This is a genomic window from Lacticaseibacillus zhaodongensis (assembly GCF_009687905.1).
Taxonomy (GTDB): Bacteria; Bacillota; Bacilli; order Lactobacillales; family Lactobacillaceae; genus Lacticaseibacillus; species Lacticaseibacillus zhaodongensis.
Map to the genome: position 1 here is coordinate 140,127 of NZ_BLBG01000002.1, position 20,175 is coordinate 160,301.

The following is a 20,175-nucleotide window of genomic DNA, read 5'->3' on the forward strand; positions in this document are numbered from 1 at the left end:
GATAGCGCTTATAATAACGATGTAAGGGTGAAAATAGGGTCACAACAGGAGGAGCAACTATGACGGAAAATTCTGCGATTCGGCTGACGGATATCCAAAAGCATTTTGGTGCAAAGGCGGTTCTCACGGGCGTTAGCTTCGATATCGCCCCGGGGACGATTGTCGGCTACATCGGGCCCAACGGTGCGGGTAAAAGTACAACTGTTAAAATAATCCTGGGCCTGCTGCAGCAAGATTCCGGCACGGTTGAAATCAATGGCCAGCTGATTGATCCTGAGGCGGCGGATTACAAGCGCCACATCGGTTACGTGCCTGAGGGGGCGGACCTGTTCAACGCGCTGACGGCCCGGGAGTACCTGCAGCTGATCGGCCAACTGTACGGGATGGATCCAGATGTGGCGGGGAATAAGGCGGAGCAGCTTGCCCGGATTGTTGGCTTAGAAGCGGCCTATGACCAGCGGCTGCGCTCGTATTCGAAGGGGATGCGGCAGCTAGTACTGATTATCGCCAGCCTGATTCACAATCCCGACATTCTCTTTTGGGACGAACCGCTCAACGGGCTAGATGCCAACTCGGTGCTAGTGATCGAGGAGATCCTGCAAGAATTGCGGGACCGGGGCAAAACCATCTTCTACTCCAGCCACATCATGGACGTTGTGCAGAAGCTATCTGACCGGATTATTTTGCTGAACGGCGGCCAGGTGGTTGCGGACGGGTCCTTCAAGGAAATCTCCCAGGCCGCGGACGTGAACCTGCAGGAGCTATTCAACACCATGACTGGCTTTGCGGAACACGGCGAGAAGGCGCGGGCCTTCGTCGACGTGGTGACAGGAGGCGACGCTGATGCCTGAAGCAAAAGAGGCAATGGCCCCGGCAATGGTGCTGCTGGACCACCTTTCTGGCTTGATCAAAAGTTGGGGGATTGATTATGGCCAGTACCGGCTGATCGTGGCGACCAAGTTCAAACTGGCGGCGCGAGATAACGTTGGCGTTGGGCTCGCCTTGAATACCACCAGCAAGAAACCAAGCGGGCACCCGGTGCGCAACTCATTTTTAATCAATCTGCTATTTGGAGTCTTCATGATTATCCTCACAATCTTGCCGATGCCTGAAATCATGACTTACACGATGTACTTTTCGACCTTGTTCGTCATGACCTTCCTGACCATGTTGACGAGCTATTCCGGGCTGATGCTGGATCCACGCGACAGGGAACTATACATCACGCGCGGGGTCCAGCCGCGGACGCTCAACGCAGCGCGGTTGACGGTGGTTGCCGTCTACCTATTCCTGAACGTGCTGGCATTAGGCGTACCAGCGTTGATTGGCATCTTTTTGCGGCTCGGTGTTTTTGCAACCGTTGGCACCTTTATCAGCCTGCTGATCATGACCGAGTTTGCGTTCATGCTGGCGCTGTTTGTGTACCTGCTGGTGCTCCGCTTCTTCGATGGTGAACGCCTGAAGAATATTTTGAATTTTGTCCAAATTGCCCTCATCATTGGTATCTACGGTGGCTCACAAATTCTACCGCGGCTGTCGGGCAACTGGATGCAGGTTCTCGGTAAGGGTGCGGCACACACTCCTTGGTACACTTTGCTGTCGATTCCAAGCTGGTTCGGTGGGTTGCCAATGCTGCTGCGGGGACATTTTGAGGTGATTCCAGTTGCATTAACGGTGCTGAGCATCGTTGTGCCGGTGGCGTTGACCTTGGTTTACGCGCGCAACGCGGGTAATTTTGAACAGTACTTGGCAAAATTGGACCAGGCGAGCAGCCGCAAACGCAAGGACAGCTGGTACTTCCGGATCAGTCGGCGCCTGCTCATCAAGAGTTCCGAGGAGGCCACTTACTATGACTTCGGCTGGCACATGTTGCAAGAGGAGCGCGAATACAAGCTGCGGGTTTACCCGTCAATCGGCTACGCGCTGATCATTCCCATTGTGATGGGCGCCAGTTTTTTCAATAGCGGCGGCGGGCACCTCCTGCAGCAAATCACCAATTTCGGACCCTATGCCTTGATTGCACTGCTGATGGCCTTGCCGGGGGCGATTTATAATCTGGCCTTTTCCAGCCAGCCGGCCGCAATGAGCCTGTTTCTGCGGGTACCAATGCTGCACCACGGTTACATGTTGCGGGCAATTCTGAAGGCGATGTTCGTGCGCATCTTCTTGCCCCTGATTGTTGTGTGGACGGTGGTGATGCTGGTGCTGGGCGGCTGGAACGCACTGCTGGCCTGTGTCGGCATGGCGGTATTAATTTACGCGGCGACCCTAGTAATGGGCCGAATTTTAGGCGATAACGCACTGCCGTTTGCTCGGGAATTTAACCCCAACAAGCAAAATGGTGGCGGTGCGGTCGGCAGCGTGATGATCACCTTGCCAATTATCATTATCGTGATTGTTGCTGGTGGCCTGCTGCACACCTGGCTACTCGGCGCTGCCTTCTTAGTCATCGGGCTGATTATCTTCTTCAGTATTAATTCTGGGTTCAAGGACAGCATCCACTTTGATTTGAGCAAAATTGACGCGGACGAACACTAACACAGAGCGGAACGAGGCGTTTTGAAGCTGAGGACTAGAGGGCTTTGGACATAATGCCGGGTTTCAGGCATTAGGTTCAAAGCCAGCTAGCCGCAAGCTTCAGCCTTGTGTAGCTCGACTAGAACACAGAGCGGGGACACACGGTCAAGAGCTGAGCATTGCGTACTTTGTTCTCTGATAATAGTCAGTGACATAAAAGGGCACCTGCATCCCAAACTTTTGGAATGCAGATGCCCTTATTTTCTACTTTACTGCGCATCACTGCGGCGTTTGATTGCTAGTCCGAAGACAGAGAGAATGAACGCAATCGTGCCCAGCAAGGTGAGGCTGTGGTTCTGCCGGTCACCAGTTTGGGGTAGTGTCCGCTCACTAGTTGTAGTGTGCTGCGCTACCGCTGATTGTTGTTGAATCTGTTCGCCAGCTGTCTTCTTGGCGTCAGTTGTGGCAATTTTTACTGGCTTACTAGAATCCTTAGCGGTGTCCGCACCGCCAAAAGTATCTGGCAGCGTGCTCGGTTCGTCACCAGCGGTATTTGGCAATGTTGTGGCAATCGGCTCCTCAGTAACGGACTGGTTGTCTGGTGTTGGTGTGGTTGCTGGTGTACTGCCATCAGGATTAGTGACTACCGGCACATCGGCAGATGGAGCTGGGTCGGCCGTGTAGGTGATTGTCAGCTCAACATTGGCTGGCAGGTGGTCGCTAGCCCCCACATTTTGCATGGCAGTTTCTGTTTGCTTAGTTGTGTAGCCGGCAATCGCTGGACTAGTGCTCGCAGCATAAACGTTTTGCGGCGTGTACACGGTGTTGCCGCTAGCCGGATCAGTCGTGCTGAGGTAAACAATCGTCTGCACTAAATCTGGTGCCAGTGTGTGGCCGGCCTCGTCAACATAGTGGATTGTCCGAGTCGTGGATGCGGTGCCATGGGTGAATGCGGGTGCTGCGTAGATGACTCGCTCCGTAGTATTTGTCGGTGCTTCCGTGCTTGGCTGAACGAGTGCCCGGGCAATCGTTGCTTGACCAGCATCTACCAGTGTCAAGCCGGCCGGTGTTGGACTGGTCACAGCTTCGTAAACATTTTGTGCTGTGTAGACGGTGTGGCCGGCTGCATCAGTCGTTGTCTTGTAGATAATAGTTTGGGTGACGCTTGGGGCTACCGTTTTGCCGTCTTCGGTCTGGTAATTAATCGTCCGTGTCGAGCTCACGGTGCCGTGCGCAAAATCTGGTGCGGCATACTTGACGGTGACTTCTGAATCACTTGGGGTCGTGGTGCTGGCACCGGCAGACACCGCCGAAATTGTGGCTTGCTTAGGGTCTGCGAGTGTGAGAGCCGTTGGGCTGGTCACCGCCGAAATCTGGTTTTGGGCGGTGTAGACAGTCCGACCATTTTCGTCGGTAACGGTCTTGTAATTGATGGTCTGCACAACGTCTGGTGCGACGGTCTTGCCATCTTCAGTTTGGTAATGGATCGTGCGGGTCGCGGTTGCCGTGCCGTAGCTGTAACTTGGGTTTACGTACCAGACGGTGATCTCACTGTCGTGTGGAGCGTTTGTACCTGGGGAACTAATTTCCCGGGCAATAATGGCTTGGTTCGCCGTTTTAAGGGTGAGCGCTGGCTTATTTGGACTGGTGACTGCTTCGTAAACATTTTGCGGGGTGTAGATGGTTTTGCCCGCTTTATCTGTCGTGGTCTTGTAGTCAATTGTTTGCATAACGTCTGGTGCGACGGTTTTGCCGTCTTCCGTGCGGTAGTGGATGGTGCGGGTCGCGGTGGCCGTGCCATAGCTGTAAGTCGGATCGGCGTAAGTGACCGTGATTTCTTCAGCTTGCGGTTTAGTAGTGCCTGGAACAATCACTTTTTGCGCAACTATTTCCTGCTGTGAGTCTAGAAGTGTTAGGTCAGCACCAGTTGGGCTGGTCACCGAAGCGTATAAACCGGTTGGTGTGTAGACCGTTGTTCCGTCTGGTATGCTGACTGTCTTGTAATTAACGGTTTGCACAGCATCGGGAGCGACGGTGCGGCCAGATTCAGTTTGATAGTGGATGGTTCGCGTGGAAGTCATGGTGCCGTATGTGAAGCTTGGCTTGTAGAGAACCTTGATTTCTTCATCTTTGGGGGCAGCGGTGCTTGGTGCAAGTAGATTCTGGCTAATTGTTGCCTGGTTAGCGTCCGCCAAAGTTACTCCGTCTGGTTGCGGACTCGTGACACTGGTGTAAATGCCTCTTGGTGTGTAGATTGTGGACTTGCCATCAGTTGTGGTTGCGTAAGTCACAGTCTGGACATTATCTGGGGCAACGGTGATCCCGTCTTTGGTGACATAGTGAATGGTGCGTTTAGTACTGAGAGTGCCATGCGTCACCTTTGCATAATCGAGCGTGGCCACGCCGTTATCACCAGAGACGATGGTGTACTCTTGGGCAGACTTAAGGCTGTAGCCCATATCAGTTTCTGGAACGGCAATTTGGGCAACATATGCCTTGCCATTTTTATCTGCTGTGGCCGGCGTGGTGCCTTTAGGGTAGAACAAGACCGTGTCACCAACAAAGCCAACAATGTTACTTTGGTCGGGGCGGTTGTCTCCCTCCGGTAAGCCCGTAGCAGTAATCGCAAAATGCCCAGTTGCGGGATGGTAGGTGAAGTAGTTGATTTGCGCGGTATAGGTCGCTTTGGATTCGGCAATGCTCGCTGAAGCTCCCAAGGTGAATGAAGTGCTGGTTTTGGACGCAGATTCAGGGACAGCGTAATCCCAAGTGGCAATCTGATTATTGCTGTCAGCGGTCGCTGCGGCAGCGCCTTTATAGACTTGGGTGTTTAGGTGGCGCGTGGCGGCCGTGTATTTCATCAGCAAGGTATAAGTAATGCTGCCGTCTTGATCGTCCAGGACGATGCCGGTGTCGGTGACCGCACTAGTTGGCTTAGTGGCGTCTGCCCCAGCTTGAAACAGGTACCATTTGTCTGCGTCATCTTTAGCGGTGTAGCCGGCGAGATTGTGCGATGCGTTAGTAGAGACGTTGAAGCTAATTGTATCTTTGGCGTTAGGGTACTTGTTGGTGTTTGTGACTAGGCCGAGATGTTCACCGCTTTGTGCATCAGCAGAGTTAATTGTTGTTGGGTCCAGTGCTTCGAAAAAGAGCGAGATACCGTCACCACCAAGCCAAGGATTATGGACGGCTTGGTTATTGCGCATGTCAGTTGTGTAGGTGGAGGTGAGGGTGGTGCTGAGGGTGAAATCAGTCGTGAAGTCGATGCGTTGATTTGACAGCAGGTAGCCCGTTCCTTGTGCATAGCCACCCAACAATTTCATTTGGGTGTGACCTTCAGTGAGGGTGGTGGACCCATCAGGGCGAATTTCCAGTTGCTCGCCGGCTCTATTCGTCGCTGTGAAGTAGTGAGCGGCGTCTGCCGGCGTCAAGGCAACTGTCCCGCCCGTTTTGTCAGGGGTGACTGAATAGTCGCCGCGTGCATCTTTAGCCGTGACGAGCTGGGTGTTTACTGGCTCACTTTTTGGGGACCCAGTTGGTAGTTGGCTGTCTGGATTGGTATTAGCAGTTATTTGCTCTGTGGAGGCCAGTGTATCCTTAGTTTCTGCGTCTGGGTTACGGCCGCCGTTTGTATCTGTCCCATCCGTGTTGGTAACGGTGGACGCTTTCGGAGTGGGGTTAGTGCCGGAATTGGCCGCCAATGGTTCGCCACCTGGTTCCGTTGTAGTTGCACTGATTGGCGAGCTAGTGCTTGTTTCCGAATTAGGTGTGGGGTCATCCTTTGGAACGATGGGCTGGTTGTTTTCCTTACTGGTTTCTGCCGCACCCGCTTGGTCTTGACCACCGCTTTGCAAAATCTGGGTACTTCCAGTAGTCACCCCGGTAGTGGGCGGAGCCTCCGTGGTTGCTGGTGGTTCTGAAGCGGCGTGGGTATTATGGCTAGGCAAAATGCCAATTGTACCCACACCAGCGATTGTAATCACCGCGGCAACCCACATTTTTTCTGACTTGTACAGCTTGGTTCTGGTTATTTCGTCAGCCATTACGTCCGTTATTCTATTTTTGGTGGTGTGCATAATCTAATCCCCTCCCGGTTCGATTGTGGCTGAAATATTTTGCCGCGATAGATCCAACTAATGCCGATGTTAAGCTATTAATTCGCGGAGCCACATTCATTTGTTTATGTCCATTCTGATTATATTGCTGATTTGTGGATGACTGGCTTATAAACGCTAAACCGATTTTATCGTTATTGGAAACCGCTTGCTGGCAATGCGAAATTGTCATTATAGATGCGGAATTTTACTACTGCAACGCTGCGCCCATCAAAAAAAGCTCAGCCCGCAGCTAAGGGGATGAGCTTTTTGTGGAAATCGTTGTGTTCATGGTTGCCGGGACCGCATGCACGCGGCTTACGGGAGAAATACGTAATATATAGCTGTGCTGCTTAAATTTTGTCGAGTGCCTGGGCTAGATCAGCGATAATGTCCTCACTGTTCTCAATGCCAACGGAAATCCGAATCAAGTCCGGCGTAATTCCGGCCTTGGCAAGCGCAGCGTCAGAGAGCTGAGCGTGGGTGGTGGACTTCGGGTGGATGATCAGGGACTTGGCATCACCAACGTTAGCAAGCAAGCTGAACAGCTTAAGGTTGTTGATGAGTTTGACGGCACCCTCTTCACCCGACTTGAGGCCAAAGGTGAAAATCGAACCGGTGCCGCGCGGGAAGTACTTCTTGGCGAGGTCCTTGTACTTGGACTCTGGTGTCTGCGGGTAGGAGACCCAAGCTACCTTTGGGTGGTTCTCAAGGAAGGCGACCACCTTGCGGGCGTTTTCGCCGTGACGCTCAACGCGCAGGGACAGGGTTTCTAGTCCCTGCAGGAAGTACCAGGCTGACTGGGGTGAGAGGGTCGCACCGGTGTCGCGCAAAGTTTCTGCCCGAATCTTGGTCGTGAATGCTGCTGGTCCAAGGTCTGCCCAAACGAGGCCGTTGTAAGATTCAACTGGGGTCGTGAAGCCAGGGTAGCGCCCACTAGCCGCGTAGTCAAAGTCACCTTTTTCAACGACCAAGCCGCCGAGCGTGGCCCCGTGACCACCAATGAACTTGGTTGCTGAGTGCACCACAACGTCAATGCCGTAGTCAAATGGGCGGATCAGGTATGGTGTTGCAAACGTGGAGTCGACGATGGTGATAATGCCGTGGTCGTGGGCAATTTTGGCGACCGCCTCGAAGTCGACGATGTTAATCGCCGGGTTGCCAAGTGATTCGAAGAAGATGGCTTTCGTGTTGTCCTGGATGGCATCCGCAAAATTCTGGGGGTCATCAGGGTTTACGAAGGTGACATCGATGCCGAGCCGCTTGAAGGTCTCAGAGAACAACTCGTAGCTGCCACCATAGATGGTGCTGGCACTGACGATGTGATCGCCGGCACCAGCCACGTTCAGCACGGCAGCGGTGACGGCCGCAGCCCCAGATGCTAGTGAAATGGCACTGGTGCCACCTTCGAGTGCGTCAATGCGGTCTTCAAGCGCCGCGTTGGTTGGGTTGGTTAAACGACCGTAAATGTTGCCGGGGTCGCGCAAAGCGAAGCGGTCAGCCGCTTGTTTGGCATCCTTAAAGACGAACGCGGCGGTTTGGTAAATCGGGGTTACGCGGGCACCCGTTGCGGGGTCTGCTTCCTCCTGGCCGGCGTGCAACTGCAAGGTTTCAAAGTGATATTTGTTTTCTGACATGTGAATCCATCCTTTCGAGACAATTAGTGATTAATTAATAGAATGAAAGGAGTGCCACGCCGTGAACGGCCCTGTTCCGGAGGGGTACCTCTTTGAGATTAGTGCAAGCAAGCCACCGGGAGCGTTGCTGCCGGAATGCTTGCGGGGTGCAGACCGGCTGCCAGCCAGCCTGCACGGAGGAAAATGGAACTAATTTGGTGCCAAGTATTTTTGTTTAAGCCCAAACCTCTTCACTGATTTCGCGGATGAGTCTGAGCTTTGCCCACTCGTCGGCTTCGGTGAGGGCGTTGCCTTCCTCTGTTGAAGCGAAGCCACACTGTGTGGAGAGGGCGAGGTTGCTGAGCGGAACGTACTTTGCAGCGTCGTGGATCCGTTCCTCAACGTCTTCCTTCTTCTCAAGCTCGGGAAACTTGCTGGTAACTAGTCCGAGGACGATTTCAACGTCTTCACGGTTGTTCCAGATTTTTGCTAGTGGGGCAAAATCACCAGAACGCTCGTTGTCGTATTCGAGGAAGAAGGCGTCATAGTTCAACTGGCCTAAGTAGTCAGCAACATCTTCGTAACCACCGGCAAACAAATAGGTAGATTTGAAGTTGCCGCGGCAGATGTGGGTGGAAACGCGCAAGCTGTCAGGTAAGTCCTCAAGTGCCTTGTTAACAACGTAGACGATGTCTTCAGCGAGCTGAGCGTACTTGGTGAATTCGCTGGGGTTGTCTTCGTTGCTGGAGAGACGCGCAATCAGGAATGCCCAAGTGGTGTCGTCAAGCTGCACATAGCGAGCGCCATGGTCAAATAGCTGCTGCAGGGTGTCGTGGTATGTCTGGGCCAGTGCGTCCAGGTACTGACCCCAAGTGGTGTAGAATTGGTGCCAGTTGTCGGAACGGTTGTCGCGGAACAACATGCTTGGTGAGGGGATGGTAATTTTTGCTTCAACTCCGGCTGGCAACAAGGACTTCAGGAAGTCGAAGTCCGCGTAGAAGGGGTGCTCCGGGTTAGCCGCGATGGGACCGGTCAGTTCAACATTGTCCGTGCGCGTTTTGGAGCCGTGGAACTTGTAGGACTTGTCGTAGTCGTACTTGCTGACACCCGTGAGGTTCCATAAGAAGTCGAGGTGCCACCATGACCGGTTGAATTCCCCGTCGGTTACGTCGCGGAGGCCAGCCTTGATTTCGTTGGCAACCAGCGCTTCGATAGCAGTGTGCTTAGCATCAGCTAAGGCCTGGGCGTCAATCTTTCCGGCGGCAAAATCCTTATGTGCCTGTTTCAGTGCTGCTGGGCGGAGGTAGGAACCGACCTGATCGATTTTGTAGTTAAGACTTGTACTCATAATGTGAACTCCTTTGTGTTTGTAGTGATGTTAAGTAATGGGGCTGAGTTTTTACTGTTTCCGGTGTCTAGTCGAGCTACGGCCCGCAGAAGCTTGCGCTTTGCACGCTCCAGAAGTAATGCCTAAAACCAGGCATTCCTCGTGAAGTACGCAAATGCTCAGCTTCTGAGCGCGGGCCTCCGCTCTGTGTGCACAAAAAAGTCCCGGCAAACGTTAATATACGTTTGCCGGGACGATTACTCGTGTTACCACCCGTGTTCCGAATACTGTCATCAGTATCCGCTCAGTAACTGCAGTCATCCGGCCAAAAGCAGATGACGATAGCTCTGCGCGATAACGGGCGCACCCGGAGGCAGTTTACTTTGCAGCTCACCGCCATTACGGCTCCAGGACCATTTTCTAGCAAGAAGGTCACCGGCTCGCACCAACCGCCGGCTCTCTGAACATCTGCTTGCTGTACTTATCCTTTCATCACCATGTGATTGCGATTAGCTTATTATGATTAACTATCATTGTCAAGAACTTTTTCTAATTAAATTTTGGCGCCAGACTTAGAGTGCGTAGTCCAAACGATTACGCGAACGATTAGCTTGGCAGACGGACGAATTATTAGACTTGCAGGTGTCATTTTTTTGGGAATCAGGCATAATAGAGTAGTGAAATACTCAAATAGGGGATTGACCATGACTCCAAATAAAGAAGACTATCTCAAAATCATACTGGAATTAGGTGGGGACACACGGAAGGTGAACAATAAGGAAATCGTTGCTAGCCTTAACGTGTCAGCCGCTTCGGTGAGCGAGATGATCAGCAAAATGGTCAAACAGAATTACGTTACGCACACCCCATATCAGGGCATTCAGCTCACAAAATCAGGAATTTCGCTCGCAGCCAAGTTGGTCCGGAACCACCGGCTGTGGGAGGTCTTCCTCATGAAGCAACTGCTTTATCCTTATGATGCGCTCCATAAAGAGGCCGAAGCACTTGAGCACGCGACGACTGACGACATGGCTAACCGCCTTGATTACTTGCTTGAGCATCCCCGTTACTGTCCGCACGGCGGGGTGATTCCGGATGCAAACGGGAAGTACGAGCAGCAAAGCCGGGTGACAATGGCGAGTCTTGCCATCGGTGACCGGGCGCGGGTCGAGCGCGTGATCGATGAGACCTCATTGCTTGATTATCTGAGCGCGATCGACATCAAACTCGGTGATTCTGTTTTCGTGCTCGCGGCGACGCCGAAATTGTTAACAGTGCGTAACGCCCGGACCAAGAAGGTTACGCCCATTCAAGCCCTGAACGCGAAGAACGTCTTCGTTGACCAGATTGAACATGCGGGCAGCTTAGATTAGAATCGGCTACGAATAAAATTGATGGGAAGTAGAAAAATGGCTAAGGAACAAGCAAGCATTATCACTATTTTTGGTGGCTCAGGTGACCTTGCACGGCGGAAGCTGTACCCGTCACTGTATCAGTTGTACCATCGCGGCGTTCTTAAGCAGCATTTTGCCGTGATTGGGACCGCACGGCGGCCGTGGACTAATGACTACTACCACCAGATCATCGCGGAAAGTCTGCAGGATGAACCGAATACCGATGCGGAATCCGTACGCGATTTTGCCAGTCACTTCTATTACCAAAGCCATGACGTGACTGATTCCGATCACTACGTCACGCTGAAGAACCTTTCCAGCAAGTTGGATGAAGAATACGGCGCTGAAGGAAACCGCCTGTTCTATATGGCGATGGCACCACGTTTCTTTGGCACCATTGCGAGCCACATTAAGTCGGAAGACCTGTTCTCCAAGACCGGTTACAACCGCCTGATCATTGAAAAGCCGTTCGGCCGCGATTATGCCACGGCTAAGGAACTGAACGATTCCATCCGGGCCGCGTTCGATGAGGACCAGATCTACCGGATCGATCACTATCTGGGCAAGGAAATGGTGCAAGGCCTGCTGGCACTGCGCTTCACCAACCCGCTACTGACGCCGATTTGGAACAAGGATTACATCGCGAACGTGCAGATCACGCTCGCCGAATCCGTTGGGGTCGAGGAACGTGCCGGTTACTATGAGACCGCTGGTGCCTTGCGCGATATGGTCCAAAATCACATCATGCAGCTGATTGCCTATGTGGCGATGGAACAGCCAGAAAGCTTCACCCCGGAACATGTGCACGCGGCGAAAAACAAGCTCTTTAGCCACCTGCCAGTGTTGAGCGCTGAGCAGGCGGCCAAGGATTGGGTCCGCGGCCAGTATGCGGCTGGCAATGGGCAGCCCGCCTACTGCGACGAAGATAAAGTTGACGCGGGTTCCCAAATCGAAACCTACGTTGCCGGTAAGGTTGAGCTTGATGATCCCCGCTGGGTCGGCGTCCCGTTCTATGTCCGCACCGGTAAGCGGCTACCTCGGAAAACAACGCAGATCACAATCAACTTCAAGTCGATGGGTCAAAACATTTTTGATACAGTCGGCTGCGCCGAGGCCCGTACTAACCGGCTCACCGTCTACGTTGAACCAGAGCAAGGTTACACGCTGACCTTGAACGGGAAAACTCTGGGTGCAAACTACGAGTTGGAACAGCATGACCTTGACTTCCGCCAGCAGCAGGCTGATATCGACGCGGCTCCGGAGGCATATGAGCGGCTGATTCGCGACGCACTGTCCGGCGACCAGACCAACTTCACCCGCTGGACTGAGCAGAAGTACACCTGGCAGTACATTGATGCGATTCGGCAGGCTTGGGATGCCGGTGCATCATTGACGAAATACGCTGCTGGCAGCAATGGGCCCGCAGCTGCCGATGAGTTACTCGCCCGCGATGGTTTTGAATGGGCGGAGCAGTTCAAATAAATTTAAACGTTAATTTGCTGGATAAGGGACTTCCTGCCGCTGTGGGGAGTCCCTTTTGTTTGGTTAGGGTTTGGCTGGCTAAATCGTGGTACCATGTAGGCGATTAGAGCGACAGAATGGGAATCGAAACGAGATACGGAGGCAAATTGATGCTTAGTGATGAAGAGTTACGCACCCAGTTGAGTGGAATCGTGCATGACGTTCTTGACGCTGCCCGCTTGGAACCAGGCGACACGTTGGTCCTAGGCTGCACGACTAGTGAGGTCGTCGGTGGCCAGATTGGCAAGCAGTCCAGCCCGGAAACGGGTAAGGTGATCGTGCGCACCCTGCTCGATATTTTGCAGCCACTGCACATTAACTTGGCGGTGCAGGGTTGTGAACACATCAACCGGGCACTGGCAGTTGAGCGCAAGGTGGCTAAAGAGAAGGGCTGGGAAATCGTCAGCGTCGTGCCCGCGCTGCACGCCGGCGGGTCTTGCTCGATGGCGACCTTTGAGATGTTCACTGATCCGGTCGAGGTCGAGCACATTGTCGCCGAAGCCGGCATTGATATTGGTGACACCAGTATCGGCATGCACGTGAAGTTCGTGCAGGTGCCAGTGCGGCCGCGGCAAAAGGAACTTGGCGGCGCCCACGTCACTGCACTGCGGTCGCGGCCGAAGTACATCGGCGGCGAGCGGGCGCAGTATGGGCCTAGGTTGTAGGATTAGCTAAATCAAGTCACCGTCAACACAGGATCAAGTTGACGGTGGCTTTTTTTTGTCCTTCATGTCCGCGGGGAGGGGCGCCGCTGCTCCATTACGTATATGCTTTCGCGTGGAACAGCCCGGGGCCGGCTCCAGCCTAGCTGCGCGAGGCTTACACCTAATTTTGGGGCCGCCTCGCTATCGCTCGCTGCGGTCCCAAAATCACCCCCAGCTGTTAAGCAGAAACCCACTGCTTAACAACTGTTTGGGCTTTACGCGGCATATACTCCATTACGCAGCGGCATCCCTCCCGGCTACATTTGTTTCTAACCAGCAGATGATGACATAGTCTACCTAACTAAGAAGACTGCTTACAATACATAATGTAACCTCCAACGGCATGAGGTACATTCTCCTAGGCTGCTGAGTATCCAAGCGACCCGTGATGCTTATACGTGGTAAGTAAGATGATGGTCAGATTTCACTTCTGGCTGAATAGACGTCCAGTTCAGATGTGCGTGAATTAAGGACAACGACATAGGGTGGCGGGCGCCTTTTCCGGGAGCGAAACTGGTGATAGTGACCATGCTGAAACGAATATTGGAGGTAATTGTCTTGCGGGCTTTGCAAGGCTACTACCCCCAATATTCGGGGATAGCGGAGAGACCGCCAAGAAAGATTGAAGAAGTACTGCAGGCTTACCGATAGCGTTGAGAAAACACGGCGGGCTCGTAGCTAAGGCGGAAGACTTGACCTGGTCTTGGTCAAGCCTGAAGCCGGACCCCAGCATGCCTGTCTGTCACTAACGCCAGTGTAGCGGACGAAAAATGCGCCCGCCGACCGGAAGCTAAAAGCAGAGCGGCCGCGCATGCAAAACGCGTGAACTACTCAGTCATTTATGGCCGAGTAGTTCACGCTTGTATGGCGAATATGAATATGCGAAAATCAATTACGAAAGTATGTTCGTAATTTTGCCGGGAGGAGGTAACTGGAGCGTGGGTGAATTATTTAGATTGCGCTTTCCGAACGATACTAGCCGGCGCATTGTGCACGTCGACATGGACGCGTTCTACGCCTCAATCGAGATGCGGGACCGCCCCGAATACCGCAAGAAGGCCCTAGTCATCGCGCACGATCCGCGCAAAACGGGTGGCAAGGGGGTTGTCACGACCGCCAATTATGTTGCCCGCCAGTTTGGTGTGCACTCCGCGATGCCAGCTCAGGAGGCCTTGCACCTGGTTCCCCGGGAATTGCTGGTGTTTCGGGATCCCGATTTTGAAAAATACCGGGCGGTTTCCGCGCAGATTCACCAGATTTTTCATCAGGTCAGTGACCTCGTGCAACCGGTGGCGCTTGATGAAGCGTACATTGACGTTACCGCTAACCATGATTTCAGTAACAGCATCAGCCTCGCGGTGTGGCTGCAGCGCAGTATTGAGGCGGCGACGCACCTGACCTGTGCCGTGGGCGTGTCCTACAACAAATTTCTGGCCAAAATGGCGTCAGAATACAACAAACCGGGTGGCCGCACCGTGGTGACACCGGACTCAGCACAGGAATTCCTTGCTGACCAGCCGATTGGTAGCTTCCATGGGGTCGGCAAGAAGACACTCCCCAAGCTCATCGACATGCACATCACGAACGGGGCCGAACTGCGCGCCGCTGACCCGCAGCTGCTGGAACGGCGCTTTGGCAAAATGGGCTTCGTGCTCGCGCAGCACGCCCGGGGGATCGATCCGCGGCCAGTTGAGGTGCGCAAGGCCAAGTCCATCGGCAAGGAGCGGACTTACAATCCGCCGCTGCAAAGTGATGTTGCCGTTAAAAAGGAGCTAGAACATCTAGCAGCGATGACGGTTGCCGCGGCCCGCAAGCATGAATTGCACGGCAAGACCGTCGTCCTCAAGGTGCGGGACGTTGATTTCCATACGCAGACGCGGCGGGTGACCGCGGAGAATTATTTTGAAGATGAGACGGCGGTGGCAGAAGCGGCGTGGCAGCTCTGGGTCGAATTGGGGCGCCTGCAGCGGCCGGTGCGCTTGCTGGGCGTGACGGAGACGGCCCTTGCGCCAATGAGTTATCAGAACATCGACCTGCCATTGAATTAACAGGTACAGTTTAGCCGAACTGTAACAATTCCATGCTATACTTGTACTAATTAAGCAGGAAAGGCGGGTGCAGCGTGCAGAAGAGCGAAGTGTTACTCCACTATATTGAATCCTTAGACGTTGGGAGCCGGATCTCGGTGCGGCAGATGGCGATGCACCAGCACGTTTCGGCCGGAACGGCTTACCGGGCAATTAAGGCTGCGAAGGACCGCGGCTTGGTCGCAACCATTGACCGGGTCGGGACGGTGCGGACGGATCCGCGCCCGCGCAGCACCGGTACTAGTCTGACTTTTGCCGACCTCGTGCGCATCATCAACGGCACGGTACTTGGCGGAAATGCCGGACTCGACAAACCCCTCGAGAAGTTCGTCATTGGGGCGATGAAGAATAGCGCGATGGAGCACTACATCAGCCGTAACTCGCTGCTCATCGTTGGTAACCGGGAAGAGGCCCAGATGCTTGCGCTGCGCAGTGGTGCGGCGGTGCTGATCACTGGGGGCTTCGATAGCACGAAGGAAGTCACGCAGCAGGCTAACGCAGCGGCGTTGCCCGTGATCACGACTTCCTATGATACTTTCACCGTGGCAACGATGATCAACCGGGCCTTGTCGGACCAGGCAATTCGGCGGGACATCCTGACGGTTGCCAGCCTCTACACACCGCTCGCAGATGCCAGTTACCTGGTTGTACCGGCGACAATTGCTGATTACATGGCGATGAACGAAGCGAGCGGGCACGCAGAGCTACCGGTAGTTTCCGCTAGTGGGCGCGTGCTTGGCGTGGCCACTCCTGCGACTGTTCTTGGCAAGCGTCCCGGCAGTATGATCGAACGGGGGATGGAGAAACATCCCGCTGTAGTCAAAACCGCCGAGTCCGTCGCGACCGTGAACCACCTGATGCAGGCCCGGGGCATCAACCTCGTGCCCGTTGTCGACGATGCCGGGCAACTGCTTGGCGTTTTGACCAAGGCCACCGTGTTGGCGCAACTGCAGGACGTGCCGGTGCAAGAACGCCTGCCTGACACCATTGCCGACCAGCTCAGCGCGGCTTTGCACGCGCAGGACGTAGCAGATAGTGAACTGAACGCTTGCTACACCGTCGCCACCGCGCCGATGATGACCAACAAGTATGGGGCGCTCAACGTGGGGGTCCTGAGCGGGCTCATCACTTCTGCCGCCAGCAAGTTTCTGCGCGGTCAAGGCCGGCAGAACGTGCTTGTCGACAAACTGGACCTGACGACTGTGCGGCCAATTCAGCTGACCGCGCACGTTGAAATCAAGCTGCGGGTTCTAGAAATCAACCGGCGCAACGCGATTTTCGACGTGGATATTGATGCGGATAAGCAGGTGGCGGCCAAAGCACTATTGACCTGTCAGCTACTGGAGAGGAATTAATTTAACATGATTCAAGATAAAATTTTGCAGGCAATCGCTGCGCATGATACGATCATTGTTCACCGGCACGCGCGCCCGGATCCGGATGCGTACGGGTCTCAGGTGGGGTTGGCGGAGACCATTCGTAACTCCTACCCTGACAAGAAGGTTTATGTTGTCGGTGAGTCTGTCCCGAGCCTAGCTTGGGAGGCCACGATGGACACCGTCAGTGATGATCAATATGCTGGTGCGCTGGTCATTGTGACCGATACGGCCGACACACCGCGGATTGACGATGACCGTTACGACAAGGGTGCCATGCTGATTAAAATCGATCACCATCCAAATGATGATGCGTATGGCGACCTGCAGCTGGTGCAGCCGGAACTCTCCAGTGCATCTGAACTGCTTGTTGACCTGATCAACGGTAGTAATGGTCAGCTCAAAATGAACACGGCCGCCGCCCGCCTCTTCTACACCGGCATCGTGGGTGACACTGGCCGCTTCATGTACAACAACACGACCGCCAAAACTTTGACCATCGTGGCCCAGCTGTATGGCTATGATTTTGACCCAAGCCTCGTTAACCAAAAGATGAACGAGGTGACGCTCGGTCAAGCCAAGCTGCAAGCACTCGCGATGGACGAACTGACGATTACGGATAATGGCGCGGGCTACTACGTCATTCGCCAGGCGGACCTCAAGCGTCTCGGTGTTGCAGCTGATCAGTACCAGGCCGCGGTCGGCACTGGTGGCCGGCTCGCCGAGGTGCGCGCTTGGGCGATGTTTACCGAACAGCCTGAGGGTAACTTCCGGGTCAGCCTGCGTTCAAAGGGGCCAGTCATTAGCGGCATTGCTAAGAACCACAACGGTGGCGGGCATGACCTGGCTAGTGGCGCCAAGGCGGCCAATGAAGATGAAATTAAGCAAATTGTCAGCGAGCTAGACGAATTACTCGCTAGCACGAGAAAGTGAGAACATGGAAAACCAATTTAAACAGTACGCACTGAAGCCGGAGTTAATCACGGCGCTCAGCGACAACGGCTTTGTGAAGCCAACGCCAATTCAGACGAAGGTCATTCCTAAGGCCCTGCGCGGCGACTCCATCGTTGGCCAGTCGCAGACGGGTTCCGGCAAAACGCTGGCCTTTCTGTTGCCAATTATGAACAACATTGATCTTGGTTCCGACACGCTCCAAGCGGTTATCACCACCCCGAGCCGGGAACTAGCCGACCAAATCTATCAGGTTGCTAAAAGCCTCCAAGACACGCTACCTGAATTGCGCATTGGCCGCTACGTTGGCGGTACTGACCGCCAGAAGCAAGAACGCAAGCTGGAGAACCACGAGGCGCAGATTGCCATTGGTACCCCCGGCCGGATTTTGGACCTTCTGAGTGATAGTGCCCTGACCGGTTACACCGTCAAGACCTTCGTTGTTGATGAGGCCGACATGACCCTCGACATGGGCTTCCTAGACACAGTCGACAAGATTGCCAGCACCTTCCCCGAGAAGCTGCAGATGATGGTCTTTTCCGCAACCATTCCCCAGAAGTTGCAGCCGTTCCTGAAGAAGTACATGGCCAACCCTGTCACCATCGAGCTCAAGCCCCAGACGGTCATTGCTGACTCAGTTGATAACTGGCTGATTGCGAAGAAGGGTAAGGATGCCAACGAAATCATCTACCACCTGCTGACGATTGGCCAGCCATACTTGGTTTTGATTTTTGCTAACACGAAGACGGCCGTTGACAAGATTCACGCCTACCTGAAGAATCAGGGCCTGAAGGTTGCCAAAATTCACGGGGGCATCGAGCCGCGTGAACGGCGGCGGGTCATGAAGGAAGTTGCCGCCCAGAAGTTCCAGTTCGTTGTGGCGACCGACCTCGCAGCCCGCGGGATCGACATCAAGGGCGTTTCGCACGTCATTAACGCCGAAATCCCGACCGACAACGAGTTCTTCATTCACCGCGTGGGCCGGACCGGTCGCAACGGGATGAAGGGAATCGCCATCACGCTCTACGCTCCCGGTGAGGAAAATAAGGTTGCTGAGCTTGAAGCCATGGGCATTCACTTTACCCCGAAGGCAATCAAGAACGGCGAAATCGTGGATACGCACGACCGTAACCGCCGGACCACGCGCAGCAAGAAGAACGAGAAGCTTTCGCAGACCATGTACGGGATGCTGAAGAAGGAACAGAAGAAGCGGATGCCTGGCTACAAGAAGAAGGTCCGCAAGGCGGTTGAAAAAGAAGAGTGGTTTAACCGCCGGGTTGAGAAGCGCGCGCAGATGCGGGCTACCAAGAAGAAGAACAAGTCCAAGGGGCTCGGTCACGCATAGGATGTTGTGCACTTGCTTATGGACTAGTTAGACACAGCTAGGCATTTATTTAGTACTCAACAAAATGAAGACTTCAACGCCGATTATGGTGATCGAAGGCTTCTTTTTTTGCACTTGGCCATGATATGATAACAACATCAATAAGCGTAGCCGAATTCAGAACTGCTACATTTAAGAATGTAAACGCTTATTATTGTTGCAAAATTGTTTTTCACGAAATGATAATACAAGCCGGTATAACCTGTAAAATCGGAAATTGTTCGTGTTTTTGGATACAGTTTCGTGACAAGTTTCAGAAAACACCTTATAGCTCTATAATCCCGTTAACCATGGTGGTACTATAACGATTGTGCATAAAAGTATTTGGGGAATCGTCCGCGTCTATCCGCAATAGACTGGTCGAAGGTATAAAAAATGGGGAATTTATATTAATGAAATTGACTTACGCTGCGCAACCAATTGTGTATATCGACTCGAAACTCGCATTTCGTTACGAGCTCCTTTTACGCGGTTGGGATGAACAAGAGCAACGCTGGCGCCTGCCGGATAGCTTTGAAATCCCGGCTGAACAGCAATTGGCACTTTTGGATAAGGCACTGGCAGATTTGCCAGTCAGCAACGTGAGTCTCAATTTATCATACGCACAGTTTGCAGATGAGCGCGTGGCGGATCAGTTTATTGCATATGCCCAAGCTCACCCCGAAATCGAGCAGCTGACTGTTGAATTGGTGGCGGCCCCAAACATGGCGGACATCAAGCAGATTGGCAAGCGCTACCGCGAGGCCGGGATTGCGCTCGCCATTGACGATGTCGGCTCTGATAACCTTTATGACAAAGTGGCACCGCTGTTGCCCTATGTCGATTGCGTTAAGTTTGCCCTGCAGAACCTGCGGGCAACTGGTGAAACGGCTCATGCAGAACATGATATTGCCTTTTGGGCCAAAATTGCCCGCGAGTCAGGCAAGCTTTTTACCTTTGAAGGGGTGGAGAGTTCTGCCGATGTGTGCTTGGCCAAGCGTTTGGGCATTACCCGCGCACAGGGTTACTATTTTGGTAAGCCCATGGCGACTAGGGACATGCCGAAGCGGCGCTACAACCAGATTCTGGAGAATGAACATTTACACCTTCAGAACGGTTAATGCCGGGTGAGTTGACATGCGCCGGCTGCAAATTTATAATTCGAGAAGTTAGGATATGCTGCGCGCGGGTGACACCTTACAGAAAGGACTAAATGCTGAGATTA

At 53.6% G+C, this 20,175-nt stretch carries 13 protein-coding genes and 1 other annotated feature; of the genes, 10 read left to right on the forward strand and 3 right to left on the reverse strand.

Annotation, left to right across the window (positions count from 1 at the left end):
* The first annotated feature begins 59 nt into the window (after nt 1-59).
* Nucleotides 60-851 (forward strand): ABC transporter ATP-binding protein, encoded by a 792-nt coding sequence (locus GN107_RS03170; RefSeq protein WP_155286404.1) that lies wholly within the window; start codon nt 60-62, stop codon nt 849-851.
* A complete protein-coding gene (locus GN107_RS03175; protein ID WP_155286405.1) occupies nt 844-2,538 on the forward strand; it encodes an ABC transporter permease in 1,695 nt (564 codons plus the stop codon). The genes GN107_RS03170 and GN107_RS03175 overlap by 8 nt, the downstream gene beginning before the upstream one ends.
* 248 nt (nt 2,539-2,786) lie before the next feature.
* On the opposite strand, the gene GN107_RS03180 is transcribed toward GN107_RS03175, so the two are convergent.
* From GN107_RS03180 to GN107_RS03190, 3 genes are all read right to left on the reverse strand, one after another.
* Nucleotides 2,787-6,560 carry a mucin-binding protein gene (locus GN107_RS03180; RefSeq protein WP_196246634.1) on the reverse strand — a complete coding sequence of 1,258 codons (3,774 nt, stop codon included), beginning with the start codon at nt 6,558-6,560 and terminating at the stop codon, nt 2,787-2,789.
* A gap of 404 nt (nt 6,561-6,964) precedes the next feature.
* Nucleotides 6,965-8,248: an O-acetylhomoserine aminocarboxypropyltransferase/cysteine synthase family protein gene (locus tag GN107_RS03185; RefSeq protein WP_155286407.1), complete on the reverse strand. Its 1,284-nt coding sequence runs from the start codon at nt 8,246-8,248 to the stop codon at nt 6,965-6,967.
* Between the two features lie 214 nt (nt 8,249-8,462).
* Nucleotides 8,463-9,575: a vitamin B12 independent methionine synthase gene (locus GN107_RS03190; RefSeq protein ID WP_155286408.1), complete on the reverse strand. Its 1,113-nt coding sequence runs from the start codon at nt 9,573-9,575 to the stop codon at nt 8,463-8,465.
* 225 nt (nt 9,576-9,800) lie between these two features.
* Nucleotides 9,801-10,056, reverse strand: a binding site (T-box leader).
* Nucleotides 10,057-10,258: 202 nt separating this feature from the next.
* Between GN107_RS03190 and GN107_RS03195 the strand changes: the two genes are divergently transcribed.
* From GN107_RS03195 to GN107_RS03230, 8 genes are all read left to right on the forward strand, one after another.
* The gene (locus GN107_RS03195; RefSeq protein WP_155286409.1) at nt 10,259-10,927 is read left to right on the forward strand and encodes a metal-dependent transcriptional regulator; all 669 of its coding nucleotides are present in this window, start codon (nt 10,259-10,261) and stop codon (nt 10,925-10,927) included.
* Nucleotides 10,928-10,963: 36 nt separating this feature from the next.
* Nucleotides 10,964-12,430 (forward strand): glucose-6-phosphate dehydrogenase, encoded by a 1,467-nt coding sequence (gene zwf / locus GN107_RS03200; protein WP_155286410.1) that lies wholly within the window; start codon nt 10,964-10,966, stop codon nt 12,428-12,430.
* A 146-nt stretch (nt 12,431-12,576) separates the two neighbouring features.
* The gene (locus GN107_RS03205) at nt 12,577-13,134 is read left to right on the forward strand and encodes a TIGR01440 family protein (RefSeq protein ID WP_155286411.1); all 558 of its coding nucleotides are present in this window, start codon (nt 12,577-12,579) and stop codon (nt 13,132-13,134) included.
* A gap of 977 nt (nt 13,135-14,111) precedes the next feature.
* Nucleotides 14,112-15,221 (forward strand): DNA polymerase IV, encoded by a 1,110-nt coding sequence (dinB, locus tag GN107_RS03210; protein WP_269057683.1) that lies wholly within the window; start codon nt 14,112-14,114, stop codon nt 15,219-15,221.
* A 74-nt stretch (nt 15,222-15,295) separates the two neighbouring features.
* Nucleotides 15,296-16,615, forward strand: coding sequence for a DRTGG domain-containing protein (locus GN107_RS03215; RefSeq protein WP_230678544.1), 1,320 nt, complete (start codon nt 15,296-15,298; stop codon nt 16,613-16,615).
* Nucleotides 16,616-16,621: 6 nt separating this feature from the next.
* Nucleotides 16,622-17,569: a DHH family phosphoesterase gene (locus tag GN107_RS03220; protein WP_155286412.1), complete on the forward strand. Its 948-nt coding sequence runs from the start codon at nt 16,622-16,624 to the stop codon at nt 17,567-17,569.
* A gap of 4 nt (nt 17,570-17,573) precedes the next feature.
* Nucleotides 17,574-18,932: a DEAD/DEAH box helicase gene (locus GN107_RS03225; RefSeq protein ID WP_155286413.1), complete on the forward strand. Its 1,359-nt coding sequence runs from the start codon at nt 17,574-17,576 to the stop codon at nt 18,930-18,932.
* 431 nt (nt 18,933-19,363) lie between these two features.
* On the forward strand, nt 19,364-20,071 hold the full coding sequence (locus GN107_RS03230) for an EAL domain-containing protein (protein WP_155286414.1): 708 nt from the start codon (nt 19,364-19,366) through the stop codon (nt 20,069-20,071).
* Nucleotides 20,072-20,175: the final 104 nt, after the last annotated feature.